At 39.2% G+C, this 15835-nt stretch carries 15 protein-coding genes; 6 read left to right on the top strand and 9 right to left on the bottom strand.

Annotated features, from left to right (window positions below; translation table 11 throughout):
* Positions 1-120: 120 nt before the first annotated feature.
* From G3567_RS12135 to alaS, 6 genes are read right to left on the bottom strand one after another with little or no spacing between them, the layout of a single operon-like run.
* Entirely contained in the window at positions 121-684 is a 564-nt protein-coding gene (locus G3567_RS12135) for a nitroreductase family protein (protein WP_164005586.1), read from the bottom strand.
* A 3-nt stretch (positions 685-687) separates the two neighbouring features.
* On the bottom strand, positions 688-1836 hold the full coding sequence (locus G3567_RS12130) for a DegT/DnrJ/EryC1/StrS family aminotransferase (RefSeq protein WP_164005585.1): 1149 nt from the start codon (positions 1834-1836) through the stop codon (positions 688-690).
* Between the two features lie 9 nt (positions 1837-1845).
* Positions 1846-2412, bottom strand: coding sequence for a sugar transferase (locus G3567_RS12125; protein ID WP_164005584.1), 567 nt, complete (start codon positions 2410-2412; stop codon positions 1846-1848).
* 40 nt (positions 2413-2452) lie between these two features.
* Positions 2453-3043 (bottom strand): TetR/AcrR family transcriptional regulator, encoded by a 591-nt coding sequence (locus tag G3567_RS12120; RefSeq protein WP_164005583.1) that lies wholly within the window; start codon positions 3041-3043, stop codon positions 2453-2455.
* A gap of 5 nt (positions 3044-3048) precedes the next feature.
* On the bottom strand, positions 3049-3999 hold the full coding sequence (locus tag G3567_RS12115; RefSeq protein ID WP_164005582.1) for a GSCFA domain-containing protein: 951 nt from the start codon (positions 3997-3999) through the stop codon (positions 3049-3051).
* A 7-nt stretch (positions 4000-4006) separates the two neighbouring features.
* Positions 4007-6631 (bottom strand): alanine--tRNA ligase, encoded by a 2625-nt coding sequence (gene alaS / locus G3567_RS12110; protein WP_164005581.1) that lies wholly within the window; start codon positions 6629-6631, stop codon positions 4007-4009.
* Between the two features lie 109 nt (positions 6632-6740).
* Between alaS and G3567_RS12105 the strand changes: the two genes are divergently transcribed.
* The 5 genes from G3567_RS12105 to G3567_RS12085 are packed head-to-tail and all read left to right on the top strand — an operon-like array spanning position 6741 to position 9917.
* Positions 6741-7715 carry a M23 family metallopeptidase gene (locus G3567_RS12105; protein ID WP_164005580.1) on the top strand — a complete coding sequence of 325 codons (975 nt, stop codon included), beginning with the start codon at positions 6741-6743 and terminating at the stop codon, positions 7713-7715.
* Positions 7715-8044 (top strand): MerR family transcriptional regulator, encoded by a 330-nt coding sequence (locus tag G3567_RS12100; RefSeq protein WP_164005579.1) that lies wholly within the window; start codon positions 7715-7717, stop codon positions 8042-8044. Before G3567_RS12105 ends, G3567_RS12100 begins: the two co-directional genes overlap by 1 nt.
* A 13-nt stretch (positions 8045-8057) precedes the next feature.
* Positions 8058-8657, top strand: a complete 600-nt coding sequence (locus G3567_RS12095) for a LemA family protein (RefSeq protein WP_164005578.1) — start codon at positions 8058-8060, stop codon at positions 8655-8657.
* A 9-nt stretch (positions 8658-8666) separates the two neighbouring features.
* Positions 8667-9104, top strand: coding sequence for a TPM domain-containing protein (locus G3567_RS12090; RefSeq protein ID WP_164005653.1), 438 nt, complete (start codon positions 8667-8669; stop codon positions 9102-9104).
* A gap of 3 nt (positions 9105-9107) precedes the next feature.
* The gene (locus G3567_RS12085) at positions 9108-9917 is read left to right on the top strand and encodes a TPM domain-containing protein (RefSeq protein WP_164005577.1); all 810 of its coding nucleotides are present in this window, start codon (positions 9108-9110) and stop codon (positions 9915-9917) included.
* A gap of 117 nt (positions 9918-10034) precedes the next feature.
* Here G3567_RS12085 and G3567_RS12080 read toward each other — a convergent pair whose 3' ends face one another.
* Both G3567_RS12080 and der read right to left on the bottom strand, forming a co-directional pair.
* A complete protein-coding gene (locus G3567_RS12080) occupies positions 10035-12800 on the bottom strand; it encodes an outer membrane beta-barrel family protein (protein WP_164005576.1) in 2766 nt (921 codons plus the stop codon).
* An 88-nt stretch (positions 12801-12888) separates the two neighbouring features.
* Positions 12889-14193, bottom strand: coding sequence for a ribosome biogenesis GTPase Der (gene der / locus G3567_RS12075; protein WP_164005575.1), 1305 nt, complete (start codon positions 14191-14193; stop codon positions 12889-12891).
* Between the two features lie 112 nt (positions 14194-14305).
* Between der and G3567_RS12070 the strand changes: the two genes are divergently transcribed.
* Positions 14306-14815, top strand: a complete 510-nt coding sequence (locus G3567_RS12070) for a hypothetical protein (RefSeq protein WP_164005574.1) — start codon at positions 14306-14308, stop codon at positions 14813-14815.
* Here the strand turns inward: G3567_RS12070 and era are convergent.
* Entirely contained in the window at positions 14812-15729 is a 918-nt protein-coding gene (gene era, locus G3567_RS12065; protein ID WP_205521228.1) for a GTPase Era, read from the bottom strand. The genes G3567_RS12070 and era overlap by 4 nt on opposite strands.
* Positions 15730-15835 lie beyond the last annotated feature (106 nt).

Genomic DNA, 15835 nt, shown 5'->3' with positions numbered 1-15835 from the left:
CTTATCATCGGGTATATCAAATTTTTAACACATCCGATATTTAAATATAAGGCATTAAAATCGACTTCACATCTGATTTAATATCATTTTACTGAGTTAGTGAAGTTTTTTTATCTTAAGTCAGTCTAAAAAGTAGTCGATCTTTGTATCGACAGATGACTTACGCTTGCCTTCTTGCAGTTCCCCATCATATTTACCCATATAGAAAAAACCGAGACAGGATTCTCCTTCTTTAAGATTAAAGAAGTCATCAACAAGATTTATGAGGGATGGTGAACTCCAGTAGGAGCCAATATTCAACGCAGTACAGGCTAGCCACATATTCTGAACTGCCATCGCCACTGCAGAAATCTCTTCCCACTCCGGGGGTTTGCCTTTTGGACTTTTCTGTATGCAAATAGCAATAACCGTATGGGATTGCTCGAACTTGGACATAATCTTTTTTCTTTTGAAAGACGAAGGCTTTCCTTCCCATTCCGCATTTTTTTCAACCAGGAATTCAGCTAATTTCAATTTACTCTCCCCCTGCATTACTTTGAAACGCCAGGGTTCTGTATGCTTATGATTTGGAGCCCAGTTGGCTGTCGCCAGAATTTTATCCAGCTCTTCCTTAAGAATAGGCTCTTCATTGTATTGTTTAGGAAAAACCGAACGCCTTTTTTCAATGAGTTCAAATATATCCATGATTTAGTTTTTGAAAAGTTCTAATATAGCTGCTTTAATTCTCTCTCTGTCTTCATCGCTCAGATTGGAACCTGAAGGTAAACAAAGACCATTTTCAAACAAATGTTCTGCAACTTTTCCACCGTAATATGGCATATTAGCAAAGACCGGCTGCATATGCATAGGTTTCCAGAGTGGCCTGCTTTCAATATTAAAGGTTTCCAGATGAAGGCGCATCTGTTCCCTGTCAATACCCCTGGTTTTCTTGGGGTCTACAAGAATTGCAGATAACCAGTGATTACTGAAGTAATCTTCAGAAGGTTCTGTAAACACTTCAATTCCTTCAATATCCTTGAAAATTTCTTGATAAAACTTATGCATTTCTCTCCGTAAAGCCACATGCTCATCCAGAACCAGCATTTGCCCGCGACCTATTCCTGCGGAAATATTACTCATTCTATAATTAAATCCAACTTCTGAGTGCTGGTAATGTGGCGCATTATCCCTGGCCTGGGTGGAATAAAACACTATTTTATCTTTAGCCTGCGTTGAGGGACATACCAAAGCTCCTCCACCCGAAGTGGTTATAATCTTGTTCCCGTTAAAAGACAAGGCTGCAAACTCACCAAAAGTTCCGCAGTTCTGAGATTTAAAGGTCGATCCGAGAGATTCAGCGGCATCTTCAATGACTGGAATGTTATACTTTTTGGCTACAGCTGCAACTTCTTCAACTAAATAAGGCATGCCGTACAAATGCACGGGAATGATAGCTTTAGGGGTCTTGCCTTTTGAAATTCTGTCTAAAATCGCTGTTTCAAGGGCCTTAGGACACAAGTTCCATGTTGAAGGTTCACTATCCACAAAAACAGGGGTTGCTCCCTGATACATAATCGGATTGGCAGAACCACAAAACGTAAAGCTTTGGCAGATCACCTCATCCCCTTCTCTGACCCCCAGTTGCACTAATGCCAGATGAATAGCTGCCGTTCCGGTGCTTAAGACAGCTATGTTTTTGGTACCACCCAAATAATCTTCAAGATCAGCTTCAAAACCATTTACATTCGGACCTAAGGGTGCAATCCAGTTTTCCTGAAAAGCTTTGGCAACAAACTCTTCTTCTTGACCACCCATATGTGGAGAGGATAACCAGATTTTTGATAATTCTGAAGGCATTGACATAGATTATAGATTGAACGGTAAAAGTATCGTTTTAAAAAGAATTTTTAAATCTAACCCCAAAGAAACATGACAATAATAGTCTAAATTTAATTTCACCTTTTCCGGAAAAATCATCTCATCGTTATAATGTAGTGGATTTTGCTGCTCACTCAGGATCTGCTCCTCGTTAGCAAATGCTATAGAAGCATATCCAGTAATGCCAGGTCTGAGTTTTAAAATCAAACGGTGTTCGCCTTTGAGCCGATCGTAATATCCGGGGATATCCGGTCGCGGGCCTACCAGACTCATTTCCCCCTTCAGGACATTGATGAGCTGAGGCAGCTCATCCATCTTAGTTTTACGCAGGAATTTAAGAAACCAGTGAGACTGACCCGTCTTCAGAAGCGTCTTGAATTTATAAATTTTAAAACGTCTGGCATGCTGCCCGACTCTTGTCTGAAGAAAAAAAGGACTGGACTTATGAATAAAAAAGAGGGAAATCGATAGAAGTATCAAAAACGGACTCAAAAGCAGTATCCCCAAAAAACTGATGATCCAATCAAACAAAGGCTTGCCAAACTTCAAATACATTCTTCTAAAATAAGCAAAGGTTTAACTAATTACATAATTTTTAAGGCTGGTAAATTTTTTTTAAAGGTTTGGCCACGATTCCGTTAAGCAGAATTTCGGTAATATCGTTTTTAAGGGCTTCACCATCAATTCCACTCCGTCTTCTGTACCAGGAATGCAAGGTCCTCAGCGTAGACAGCATTGAAAAAAGCATGACCTCAGTATTATTCGGCATAATTTCCCCTGCTTCAATTCCCCGGCTAATCATGTCCCTCAAATCCTGTTCGTAGGCATTCCTGAGTTCCAGGAATTCTTCAAAATGAGAGCTTTCCAAATGTATCCAGTCGTTATTTACAATAGCGATGGCTTCAGGATTATTCAAAGTAAGTTCAATATGATGATTGATTACAGCTTCTAAAAGCGTTTTGGAATCGGCTTTTAAGCTTTTAACCAGCTCCATTTCTTTGGTAAAAAAATAAGCAACACCCAAAACAATTTCAGCCAGGATCTCTTCCTTGGAGCTGATGTGATTGTACAAACTCGCAGCCTTCAAATCCATAGCTTTAGCGAGATCCCGCATACTCACAGACTTATAGCCTTGTTCTCTGAACAAAGTTTTAGCAACCTTTATAATTTCTTCTCGTCTCGTCATCAGTCTTAAAACCTCATGAAAGGATATTTTTTAACCAGTTCCTCTTTAAATTTATACTGGTAGGCTTTCAGTTTGTCATAAGCCTCGCCTTTGGTTTCCGTTGAACGGTGGGCCAGAGATTTCTGAAGTTTTTCGACCTTGACCATATCCTCAAACACAGCTTCAGAAATAAAATTCAATTTGAATTTTTCCCAAATCACATCCACAGCCAAGGCACTGGGATGAATCAAGTCCCGATCGTAATACCGGTAGTCACGCAACTCATCCATCATCAGTTCATAGGAAGGAAAGTAGGTATGCATCCCAGATTTTTCGTTCAAAACACTGTGCAAAGCCGCTATCAAGTGCGCTTTACTGCGTTGATTTTCCACAATTCCATCTTTGATATGCCTGACCGGAGAGATCGTGAAAATCAGTTTCACCCCGGGTTGCAATTTTTCAAAACTGGAGATTAACTCCCTTAAAAGTTCCTGTAATTCAACTAGTGGCGTGAGTTGCTTTTCAAACTGCTCCTGTGGACGTCTATGACAGTTCGCAACACCTTGTCCAGTCGCTATATGCCTGTAGATAAAAGAAGTGCCGAATGTAATTATAACATGACTGGTATTTTCAACCGATTCTGTAAGCTCTTTTTTTGCTGAATGTAATGCTGCTATAATTTCTGCAGACGAATTCCGACTCAGTCTTGAATGAGAGAAAAAGGAATGCCATTTTTCATTAAAATGAAACACATCATCGGCAGTAAAGTCTTCGCCATTCACTGCTTTTTTAACCACATTCAAAATAGCCTCAGGATGAAATAAAATTCCGAAAGGATTACAGCTAACTCTGAATTTAAAGTCCTCTAATTTCCCGCTGATGTGCTCTGCAAAACAGGACCCCAAACACACTACCTTAGAATCATAGTCTATGGGATAAGATGTTTTTTTCAGTGCTACTTCAGTGGTGAGTTTCATGCTAGCTTTAAGTTGATTTTTGCTCTACGAGGGACTTTGCTTCTTCCAAAGCTTTAGGTATTCCGCCAGGATTCTTACCGCCGGCCGTGGCGAAAAAAGCCTGACCACCACCACCCCCCTGAATGTGTTTACCCAGAGATTTAATGATTTTTCCTGCATTCCAGCCTTCAGAATCCACTAAGGATTTTGAAATATAACAGGCTAATAAAGCTTTTCCCTGAGCTTGAGAACCTAAGACAATAAAGACATTTTCCTGTTCTCCTCCTATTTGAAATGCCAGATCTTTCATGGCCCCGGCATCGAGATCCACCTGCTGTGAAACGAAATTCACACCTCCCATGTCCTGTAATTCAGATTGCAATTCGGTTTTAATTTGCTTCAGTTTCAGTTGATTCAGCTGTTCAACTTCTTTCTTCAAATTCAAATTCTCTTCCTGAAGGGATTCCACAGACTTCAAAATATCCTGTGGCTGATTCAGAATGGATTTAACCGAATCCAAAATCTGAGATTCTTTGGTTAAAAATGCTTTGGCAGCTTCTGAAGTGATCGCTTCGATTCTTCTTATTCCAGAAGCTACTGAAGATTCGTTCTTAATGATAAAATGCCACAGCTTAGACGTGTTGTTCACATGCGTTCCTCCACACAATTCCATGGAGTCACCGAATTTCACCAACCTCACCTTATCGCCGTATTTTTCCCCGAAAAGGGCAATGGCTCCTTTTTCGATGGCAGCATCGTAAGCGATTTGCCGTTCTTCTTCAAAAGACAAAGACTCTTCAATTCTGGAGTTTACAAAATCTTCCACTGCCTGGAGTTCCTCGGCAGTCAATTTTGAAAAATGAGAAAAGTCAAATCTTAAATAATCCGCCTGAACCATGGAGCCTTTTTGCTCTACATGTGTTCCCAGAACCTGGCGCAAGGCTTGATGCAACAGGTGTGTCGCAGTATGATTGGCGGCTGTTTTCTGTCGGCGACTTACATCTACCTTAGCGATAAATTCTTCGTCTAAAGCTTTTGGTAAGGTCTTAGAGAAATGAATGATTTGGTTGTTTTCTTTTTTGGTATCCAGAATATAAACCTTGCTACCATCCTTAAATTCCAGAACTCCCCTGTCGCCAACCTGACCACCGCCTTCCGGATAAAATGGTGTTTTACTCAACACAAGCTGGTACTGCTCACCCTCTTTTTTAGAGGTAACTTTTCTATACTTTACAAGTTGGGTTTGAACTTCGGTCTGGTCGTAACCTACAAATACTTCTGCTCCACTAGAGCCGACCTCTGTCCAGTCGCTTGAGCTGGTTTCGGCAGCATCCTTAGATCTCTTTTTCTGCTTAGAGAGTTCTTTTTGAAACGCCTCAAAATCCAGTTTATAGCCTTGCTCACTCAAAATGAGACTGGTTAAATCAATAGGGAAGCCAAAGGTATCGTAAAGTTCAAAAGCCTTTTCACCACTTATGGTTTTGGAAGAAGAGGCTTCCATTAAATTATCCAGCATGCCAAGACCTTGCTCCAGGGTTCTTAGGAATGATTTCTCTTCCTCCCGTATTACGTTTTTACAAAGCTCAGCCTGAGTTAAAATCTCTGGAAAAGCTTCACCCATCTGTTTTGCCAGTACATTCACGAGTTGAAATATAAAGGGGGTCTTGACATCCAAAAAGGTAAATCCATAACGGATTGCTCTTCTCAGAATTCGCCGTATTACATAACCAGCTCCCGTACTGCTGGGCAGCTGCCCGTCGGCAATGGCAAAAGCAACGGCTCTTACATGGTCTGCGATTACCCTTATCGCAATATCGGTTTCTTCTGTTTTACCGTAAGTTTTACCCGTGATGTTTTCAATACTCTGAATGATAGGCGTAAATACATCGGTGTCGTAATTGGAGGTTTTATCCTGCATCACCATACATAAACGCTCAAAACCCATCCCCGTATCAATGTGTCTGGAAGGAAGGGTTTCCAGACTCCCGTTTGCTTTCCGGTTATATTGAATAAACACTAAATTCCAGATTTCTACAACCTGGGGATGGTCCTGATTGACCAGGTCTTTCCCGGGCACCTTCGCCTTTTCCTCTTCGGTTCTGATATCCACATGAATTTCTGAAGCAGGACCACAGGGTCCCTGATCTCCCATTTCCCAGAAATTATCTTTTTTGTTTCCCAGTAAAATCTTGTCTTCCTCTACCAGTGCTTTCCAATATTCGTAAGCTACTGTATCTTTTTCAAGTCCGTCAGCTTCATCACCTTCAAAAATGGTCACGTATAAATTATCCTTAGAAATTTTAAGCACTTCAGTTAAAAACTCCCAGGCCCACTCTATAGCTTCTTTTTTGAAGTAATCCCCAAAACTCCAGTTACCCAGCATCTCAAACATGGTGTGATGATAGGTGTCTTTACCTACTTCTTCCAGATCGTTATGCTTCCCACTCACGCGCAAACATTTTTGAGAATTGGTGACCCTGACAGATTTAGGCTCAGAATTACCCAAAAAGTAGGATTTAAACTGATTCATACCCGCGTTGGTGAACATAAGCGTAGGGTCATCTTTCAATACAATCGGGGCAGAATTCACTATGGCGTGAGATTTGCTGTGGAAAAATTCTAAAAATTGACGACGAAGAAGTATAGATTTCATAAAGTCTGTTCTGAATTTATTTTAAGGTGTTTCAATTTTGAGCTATATTTGTAAGTTGCGAAATGGTAATTCGCACCTCACAGGTGCAAAAATACTATAAAATTAAAGAATGAGTAAAGTAAAATATTACTACGACAGCGAAACCTTATCCTATCGGAAAATCGAACCGAAAAAAGGAAAAAGCTTTGCTTTAGTGACCTTATTCATATTGGGAATAATCACTGTGAGCTTTGTCTTAGTATTAGTTTACCTCAATATTCCGGATTTGGAAACGCCAAAAGAAAGAGCCTATAAAAGAGAGATTGAAAACATGAAATTTCAATATGAGCTTTTGAACAAGCAAATGGAAAATATTGTGGATGTTTTGGAAAATGTAGAGGAGCGTGATGACAATATTTACAGGGTTTATTTTGAAGCCAATCCAATTTCTGAAGAACAGCGAAAATCCGGGTTTGGAGGTATTAACCGCTATAAGGACTTAGAAGGGTTTGAAAATTCTGAAATCATCATTGAAACCACCAAAAACCTAGATAAGTTATCCAAACGATTAGTTATCCAATCTAAATCCCTGGATGAGATCGCAGAATTAGCAAAAAACAAGGAAGCACTGTTAGCTTCTATTCCAGCTATACAGCCTGTAAAAAATGATGATTTGAGAAAAATGGCTTCCGGATTTGGAATACGCATGCATCCCATTTTGAAATATAGAAAAATGCACAACGGTATGGATTTTTCTGCCACCACGAATACTGAGGTTTTTGCCACAGGAAATGCCGTTGTAAAAAAAGCACAGCGAACCAGCGGCTTCGGAAATTTAATTGTTCTTGATCATGGTTTCGGATACGAAACCTATTATGCCCACTTAAACGAGTTTAATGTAAGACCCGGACAAAAAGTGAAACGTGGAGAAATCATAGGCTATATTGGAAATACCGGGCTTTCCACGGCGCCACATTTACATTACGAAGTACATAAAAACGGCAGGGTAGTCAACCCCATTAATTTCTATCACGGAGATTTGACCGCCGAGGAATATGATATCATGTTAAATCAATCTGCTCTTGAAAATCAATCTCTAGACTGATGAAACACCAGCTTGGGGAAAAACTTTATTATTCTATTGGAGAGGTTGCCAGGGCTTTTGAAGTCAATTCTTCTCTTATTCGATTTTGGGAAAAAGAATTTGATGAAATCCAGCCCAAAAAAAATGCAAAAGGAAATAGAAAGTTTACCCAGGATGATTTAAAAACCATAGATTTGATTTATCATCTGGTTAAAGAACGCGGATTTACACTAGAAGGTGCTAAAACACACTTGCGCGAGGACAAAAAAGAAACGCTTTCAAAATTTGAACTGATAAGCAAATTGAAAGCTATAAAATCTGAACTTATCTCAATCAAAAATCAACTTTAATAAATCAAAAGAAATGAAAAAGTGGTTAATTCCGGTTATTATAATCGTTGTTGTAGCATTCGGCTTATATAGCTGGACCAAAGGATTCAATAACACAGCAATAACCTTAAAAGAAGAAGCCAAAACGGCCTGGAGCAATGTAGAAAGCGCTTACCAGCGGAGAAATGACCTTATTGGGAATCTCGTGAAAACAGTGCAGGGAGCTGCAGATTTCGAAAGAAATACCCTGACAGAGGTAATCGAAGCCAGGTCTAAAGCAACTTCTGTAAACATCAATGCAGACAATCTAACAGAAGAAAACATAAAACAATATGAACAGGTTCAGGGTGGATTAAATTCAGCCTTATCCCGATTATTAGTAAGTGTAGAACGCTATCCGGATTTGAAATCCAACCAAAACTTTATGAATCTTCAGACTCAGCTGGAAGGTACCGAAAACAGAATCAATGTAGAGAGAAATCGCTATAATTCTGCTGTTGGTAAATACAATACGCACATCAGTTTATTTCCAAATTCCATTTTTGCAGGCTGGTTTGGATTTGAGGAAATGTCCAGATATTCTGCCGATGAAGGCGCAGAAAAAGCTAAAGAAGTTGAATTTGACTTTAATTAAACCCGTTTTATTATGAAAGTATCTGAATTTATAAATCCAGCCGATGAGCACGATATCGTAGAGGCTATAAAAGAAGCAGAGCTCAATACTTCTGGAGAAATTCGAGTACATATAGAACACAAATGTCCTAAGGACAGATTTGAAAGAGCTTTGGAAATTTTCGAAAAGCTGGAAATGCATAAAACGGAACTTTCCAATGGCGTTTTGATTTACGTCGCGATAGATGATCATCAGTTAGTGATTCTTGGCGATAAGGGTATAAATGATGTGGTACCCAAAGGATTCTGGGAAAGTACCAGAGATGAAATCTTAAGTCAGTTTAAGCATCAGCATTTTAAAAGAGGACTTGTCAATGGCATCCTGGAAGCGGGTAAACAGCTGAAACAACATTTTCCTTATCAGTCTGATGATACCAACGAACTGGATAACGAAATTTCTAAAGGATAATTTATGAAGTCATTACAAAGATTAGTTTTATTCAGCATACTCACGCTATCAGGTTTCAGTTTTACTGGATTTTCACAAATTGAAATTCCGGAAAAGCCATCCAAAGAAATGGCGGTTTATGACGCTGCTGATCTACTTAAGGAAGCAGAAGAACAAAAGCTTAGACTAAAGCTGGAAACCTATGCCGATACAACATCTACTCAAATCGTTGTAGCTACCATCAATTCTCTTAACGGTGAATATATTGGCACTTACGCTGCAGAGTGGGGCCAGAAGTGGGGAATTGGACAAAAAAAGGAAGACAACGGACTTCTTATTCTTATCGCTAAAAAAGAAGCGAAAATCTGGTTTTCGACTGGCTACGGCTTAGAGCCCTACCTTACAGACGCCACAAGCAAAACCATCATTGAAAACATCATCCTGCCGGAATTCAGAAAAGCAAATTATTATGAAGGCATAGATGAAGGCACCACTGCCGTTTTTGAGGTTATTGCCGGGAAATTTGATGCCTCTCAGGTAAAAACATCCAGCAGCAAAGATGTGGGCTGGGGATTTGCCATCTTCCCTATACTTATATTTGTCGTTATTTTCATTTTGATTGCAAGAAAAAATAAAGGCGGTGGTTCTGGCAAAGGCAATCACGGCAGAGGTCCGGACTTACTCGATTTCCTCATTCTGGGGAGCATGGGAAGAAGCATGGGCGGCGGTAGTTTCGGCGGCAGCTCTTCCGGAGGCTTCGGCGGGGGCGGAGGCTTTAGTGGAGGATTCGGCGGCGGCGGCTTTGGCGGAGGCGGCGCTGGTGGTAGCTGGTAAAGTACAAATCCCATTGGGTAGTTTGTTAATCTAATTCACTTTACAAACTACCCAAACCGGACACAGAACTTAGTTATTTATCTAGTCTATTGAGTTTAACATACGTCTGATATAGGATTAAAACCTTCGCCTCGAATTATTAGGATCTTTACCACCAAATTTACTGAACTTATAAGTAAAACTCAACATAAAGTAACGTTCCAGTATCAATTGATCGGTGTCCTGAACAAAATCATCTCCAGTCTGTCTTCGCGTTCCAATATTTTCGTCTAGTAAATCGTAAACTTTAAATTTTAAAGTGGCATTGTCTTTTAAAAACTGATAACCAAGACTCATATTCCATTGCAAGGAAGTTGATCTGAAATCTGCTGCAACATTACCATACTTGAAGTAAGTAATATCATTACCGAAAACTACATTTTTTGGCCAGTAAGTTGTCGCTTCCAGTGAAAAATTAAGATTGGTAAACTCTTCATTTCTATTGGAATTTATATTGAAATTCCTAAGGTTATAATCCAGACCAAAACCAGGGTTTAAAGTTATAACTTGGTCTTTTTCGTAGGTAACACCCAAATAAGGGGATACCACATAATTTTCACTTTCAAATTGCTGACCGTTAGTAAACCCTAAATTTTTACCGTATTGACCAGAGAGATTTCCTCTTAGCCGATAAGTGTCTTTATTTACTGCTTTAATTTGCTTACTATAATAAAAGTTAATATTTGCATTCTGTGCTCCACTAATATTATCATAAGTAGTTGTTCTCAATAAGTCTTCATTGGTTTCTGTAACCTGCACTACCTGGTCTGAAGTGTAATTATAAGACATATAAAAACCATAACCTGAACGCGATTTAAAATCAAAGTTATTATAATTCAAACTCACGTTTTGATTAAAAGATGGCTTTAAATTGGGATTCCCCTCTATGATATTAAGTGGATCCGTTTGTATTCTTACCGGTTGTAATTGCTGAATGGATGGAATGTTATTACTATTTCTATAATATAAGCTTATCCGCTTGGACCTTTCAAATTCATATCTAATATTGGCACTTGCAAACAGATTATTAAAGTCATTATTGAATTCAATATTCTGAATTAAATTTTCAGTTCTTAATTGTGTATTGAGCAGACCAAGATTGAAGCCTGTTCTCAATTTATCGCCTTCATAACGTAAACCAAGGCTTGGAATATGAGTTTCTCCTTTTACTTTAAATTCGTTACTCAGGTCTTCATTAAAATTTGAATAACTATTGGTAGTATTATCGAAATCAAAAACACTTCTTTCATTCTTACTGGATTCAATTTCATAAGAATATTCTACATCCAGAAATAAATTATCAGTCATTACAGATCGATAGCGAGTTTCAAGTTGATATGTGTCAGAATTGTTATCCTCAGAAATTAATTGATCTTGGATTTGTGTGCTTGGATTAGCGCCAAAGGTTTCCCTACTGGAAAAGAAAAAGTTGTCGCTTTCACTTTTGTTGTTTTCATTTTCAAAAGAAAAACTCAGAAACGCACCTCTACTCCCAAACTTCCTGGTAATGGACAAATCATTACTAAAAGTGAAATTCAAGTTATCATTTCTGTTTTCAGTTTCGGATGTATTGATAAGGTTTCCTTGTTCATCTAAAGACTGGGAAATACTGGAGCTTTCAGTTGTTCCTGTGTTCCCGTTTATTGAGGGCCTGATGTTAATCCTAGTTAGCGTATCTGGCTTAAAGGTGAAATTCACATTACCTCGGTGAGAATTGTTATCTCTAGTTGCATTGCTTTCAGAGTTGGTGAAAAACCGTCGATCTGGAAGAATATTCTCTCTCCTTGTCGACGTCCGGGTATCCGTTTTATTATTTCCAAAAAAATAATCTGCAGCCAACTCGTACTCCTCTCCCCATTCATTTACAAAATTAAGACCAGCTGTCTCTGACTTAGTAATACCCGTATTATTTCCAAAGTTGAGTCCGTTTATCCCAAAACTACCTCCACTCACTGTGATGGATCTTGCGCGTCTTCCCATAGCATCAAAAACTTCATCGAAAGTAAAACCGCTACTATTAATGTTATTGGAACTTGCTAAAACACTAAGTCGCAATTCATCTTGGAAATAATTGGCAATTCCACTCATTTCATACCTGTCATCTGTACCGCCACCTAAAGTAGCTCTGGAGAAGTACCCTTTATTTTTATCTTCATCTATGGTGATGTTAATGGTTTTGTTTTCAGAATCCCCTTCTTCTCCCGTAAATTCCTGAGATTGGGTTTTTGTATCTACCACCTGAATTTTATTGATGATGTCCTTGGGTAAATTCTTGGTTGCAATCTTGGGGTCGTTGCCAAAAAACTCTTTCCCATTCACCAAAATTCTTTGAACCGGTTTTCCGTTGACGGTGATGTTACCCGCAGCATCCACTTCTACTCCTGGCAGTTGCTTCAGGGTTTCTTCCAGATTGGCATCTGGCCGAGTACTAAAAGAAGACGCATTAAATTCTAAGGTATCCTTTTTAATGGTTATTGGGGCACGGTTCACATTAATAAGCACCTCATCCAAATTATTGGTAAGTTCCTCAAGTTTGATTACACCAAGGTCGATGGATGGCTCCGAAAGTGAAATGGTTTCCACGTAAGGCTTCATCCCCGCAAAACTGATGTTTAATCGAGCTCTGCTCTCTTTTGTTTTAACTGAAAGTTCAAAATTGCCAGAGCTATTTGTAATGGTGTAATTCAATAAGGTTGAATCCTTTAAGGTCTCCACAAAAACAGTGGCTGAACTCAAATAAGCATCAGAAACACTATCGGATACCTGACCCTTAATCGTATATTCCTGGGCAAAAGACGTAAAAACAGTAAAAAAGAATATGTAAGCAAATAGAATGTTTTTCATGATAGGTTTGTCGGTTAACAGACCTAAGACTAAAAAAAAATCCAATTGTTTAATTGGATTTTGAAAAACTTAGACTAATTCTTTAAACCTACTTCTTCCGCATATAAATAGAAATCGGTACGCCTTTAAAATCAAATTCTTGTCTTAATTTATTTTCAAGAAAACGCTTGTAAGGTTCCTTTACGTACTGTGGCAGGTTGCAGAAAAAGGCAAACTGAGGTTGTGGCGTTGGCAACTGAGTAATGAATTTAATTTTCACATACTTCCCTTTCAAAGCAGGCGGTGGGTTTTCAGCAATAATAGGTAGCATGATATCATTGAGCAATCGTGTTTTTATTTTTGTGCTTCTACTTTTATAAACATCAACCGCCGTTTCAATAGCTTTAAAAATTCTCTGCTTATTCAAGACCGAAATAAATACAATCGGTACATCTACAAACGGAGAAATTTCCTGTCGTATTTTGGCTTCAAATTCTTTCATGGTGTTGGTTTCTTTCTCTACCAAATCCCATTTATTCACCAAAATCACAACGCCTTTTCTATTTTTTTCTGCCAGCCAAAATATACTTTGATCCTGCTTTTCAAAACCTCGTGTCGCATCTAAGACGATCAGGCATACGTCGGCATTTTCAATGGCTCTTACGCTTCGCATCACTGAGTAAAACTCAAGGTCTTCTTTCACTTTTGCCTTACGTCTGATTCCTGCAGTATCCACAAGTTTAAAATCAAACCCAAACCTGGTGTAACGCGTATCGATAGAATCTCTTGTTGTCCCTGCTATATCGGTAACAATGTAGCGTTCCTCTCCCAGCAGGGCATTTATAAAGGAAGATTTTCCTGCATTAGGTCGACCGACGATGGCAAATTTGGGTAAATCCTCCTCTGCTTCCGGTTCGCGTTCAGGAAGTTTTTCAACAATAGCATCCAGCAGTTCACCGGTACCCCCGCCACTTGTGGCAGAAATACTGTAATATTCACCAAGCCCAAGGTTGTAAAACTCAAGAGCATCGGTTCTGTTTTTATTGGAATCTACTTTATTGACACAAAGGACAACAGGCTTGTCCACACGGCGAAGCAATTTGGCTACATCCTCATCCATGGGCGTTATTCCTGAAATCACATCGACTACAAAAACAATCACATCCGCTTCATCAATCGCCAACTCTACCTGCTTATCAATTTCCTTTTCGAACACATCATCACTGCCGACTATATAGCCTCCGGTATCAATAAGCGTGAATTCACGACCGTTCCAGTCTGATTTTCCATAATGTCTGTCTCGAGTCACGCCACTAACAGAATCTACGATAGCTTCCCTCCGCTTAATCATTCTATTAAAAAGGGTGGATTTTCCTACGTTTGGTCGGCCTACAACGGCTACAATGCTATTCATTTTTGTATTTTAAATAATTTGCAAAGTTACGTCTTTAATTGCTCATAAAGTAGAATACTTCACGAAAGCTGTAATTTACAAAATTTACGTAAATTTTGACCTTTAAAATATCATGGCCGACCTCATCCGCATTGAAGAATTAAACGAGCAGCTTCAACTCAAACCCAGTTTCAAAGTTGAAGTTACCGGTATGAATATTGCCGAAGAATTTTCAGTTCGAAAAGACGATGCCCTGGTGCGAGGAGTAGAAATTAAGCAGTTGGATGATCACATCTGGTTGTCCATTCCAAAAGCCGACAGAACCTATTATTCTCCGCGTTTGCATCTCGAAATTGAACAAAAAGGAGACCTAAGCATTTTGCACTGCAGCTTTGGACCTGACCCAAACCTGTGGACCATGTTCATGTTTGTGCATTTCTTCTTAGGATTGTCTTTTGTGGCTTTATTCGTTTGGCTTTATACGAATATGACCTTAGGCCAGTCCAATACGCTTGTTTATATCCTAATGTTTATCGTTGTTTTATCCTGGATAGCCCTTTATTTTTTTGCCCGCCGAAACCGGCAAAAAGCAACACCACAGTCCAGACAATTGCTCAAGGTTTTGTCCAAGCTTATCGGCTAAGTCTTGTCATAGCCAAATCGCTTGAGTTGATTCGGGTTGCTACGCCAATTCTTATTAACCTTCACAAAGGTTTCCAGGTGTATTTTCTTGTCGAAGAATTTTTCAAGATCCTTTCTGGCTTCAGTCCCCACTCGTTTTATAGCCGTCCCTTTATGACCTAAAATGATCGCCTTTTGCGATTCACGCTCAACCATGATCACACTTCTGATATGAATTATGGAATCGGACTCTTCAAAACTTTCGGTTTCCACCTCAACGCTGTAAGGAATTTCCTTTTTGTAATGCATCAGGATTTTTTCTCTGATTTTTTCATTGACAAAAAATCGCTCAGGTTTATCGGTGAGCTGGTCTTTGGGGTAAAAGGGAGGAGATTCCGGGAGCAGTTCCAGAATTCTATTAAATACTTCTGCCACTCCAAAATTTTCCAGTGCTGAAATCGCGAAAATTTCCGCATCAGGGAGCTGTTCCTGCCAGTGCTTTTGCTGCTCCAACAGCAAGGCCTCGTTTCCTTTGTCAATCTTATTCAAGAGTAAAAGCACGGGCATTTGGGCATGCTGTAGCTTTTGAAAAAAAGCTTCATCTTTCAACGCCTTTTCTCCAAGTTCCACTAGGTAGAGGAGAACGTCCGCATCCTGGAAAGCAGATTTGACAAAATCCATCATAGAACTTTGCAATTCATAAGCGGGCTTCAATATGCCGGGCGTATCGCTAAACACCATTTGAAAATCTTCGCCATTTACAATTCCCAGTATTCTATGACGTGTGGTCTGTGCTTTATTGGTGATAATGGAAAGTTTCTCCCCAACAAAAGCATTCATCAATGTAGATTTTCCGACGTTTGGATTGCCTATGATATTTACAAATCCTGCTTTATGCGTTTTAGTTTCGATGGCTATTGTTTTAAATTTGAACAAAAATAAGCATTCATTTCGACCTAAGGTATCCAAACTTAGCTTGAAACCTTATATTTGCCTAAAACCAACATCCATGAATAAAATATGCATTGCTTTAGTATTCTTT

This window comes from Psychroflexus aurantiacus (assembly GCF_010820555.1).
Classification (GTDB): Bacteria; Bacteroidota; Bacteroidia; order Flavobacteriales; family Flavobacteriaceae; genus Psychroflexus; species Psychroflexus aurantiacus.
This window is presented reverse-complemented; position numbering and strand designations above follow the sequence as displayed.